Source organism: uncultured Agitococcus sp. (genome assembly GCF_937920075.1).
Lineage (GTDB): Bacteria > Pseudomonadota > Gammaproteobacteria > Pseudomonadales > Moraxellaceae > Agitococcus.
On record NZ_CALETI010000390.1, the window covers coordinates 1 to 1,209 of the forward strand.

Consider the following 1,209-nt stretch of genomic DNA (forward strand, 5'->3'; position numbering starts at 1 on the left):
TTGTCATTAGAGGTATTTAGGCAAGAGCTTTTAGCCGAATTACGTAGTCGAGAAGCTTTTTATAAAGCAATGCCTCGTGGGGTATATACGGGCTTTAAAGGCTTGGCAGATATTTGTCCGCAGTTAGGTATTGTTGCTTTGTTAGGTTATCCTACCAAACAATCTGCTTCGCACCCCTATAAAGGCTATGAGTTGATTTATATTAACGAGCACGGGCAAAATGTTTTGCAGAACCAAAAAGAGGTACTACAAGCACTCAACCAACACAAAGATGAAGTGCGTTATGTAGAACAACCTATAGATCATGGGGACAGTCAAGCTGCTCAAAAATTAGCTGATATGTTGCAACGTTGGCTAAAGCTTCAAACGGTGACCGAAGAAGTTCAGGAGGATGGTACTGTCCAAGTGACCGCAGGTAAGGCAGCTTTAGATATGCTTAAAAATATTAGACAAGGAAATACTCAGGCGATAGCAAAAGCCAAAACAGAAGCAGCACCTATAGCTAAGTTTGACGCTGCTAATATGGATTTAATCGCGTGGTTTATTGTCAGCTAATTACCCCAGTTTTTAAAAAGACTTAGTGATTGACGCTTAGTTTAACTAAGTCTTTATGCAAAAGATAATTTAGGATTTACATTTTATGAATTTTATAAATAGCCTTAATAATTTTAATAGCCTACCGCTAGCACCTGCCGTCAAAGCATTGTTTGACGAGTTAAATATTCCTCTCAACAGTACGGTCAATGAGGCAATTAAGCCGAAAGATATATTAGAGGATTACTACAAGCCAAATGATGAAGCTCAAAGTTTAATTAAAGAGGTATATTTTTTGGGGATGGTAGATGACCAAGCCTTTAATCAACAAAATATGTTGTTTGGTAGCCAAGACTGGACTGCATCGCAAGCCAAAAATTTAACCTCTGATTATGATGGCCTTGTGGTGTTGGCCATTGCTCTTAAGCCAAGACCTAATGGTTTATTACCTACACGCAGCCAGTTAGCCGATATTAGCCGTGTTTTTAACCGTGCCTTTCCTTCTACGCCTGTAACTATTGTTTTTAAGTATGATGAGTATATTGCGTTAGCCAATAGTGAGCGCATTAGCAGAAAAGATAATAATGGCGAAAAGATTGGTAAAGTATCGTTATTAAAAGATATTGGTCTGAACAAAACGCATACAGGCCATAAGAGAATTTTAACTGAGTTAGC

2 protein-coding genes are annotated in these 1,209 nt (G+C 38.3%); both read left to right on the top strand.

What is annotated here, in order from left to right:
* Positions 1–555 (top strand): hypothetical protein (locus Q0212_RS13280; RefSeq protein WP_297926315.1); only part of this gene is annotated, 555 nt, incomplete at its 5' end.
* An 85-nt stretch (positions 556–640) separates the two neighbouring features.
* Positions 641–1,209, top strand: a 569-nt coding sequence (locus tag Q0212_RS13285; RefSeq protein WP_297926316.1) for a hypothetical protein, incomplete at its 3' end; no start/stop codon positions are given.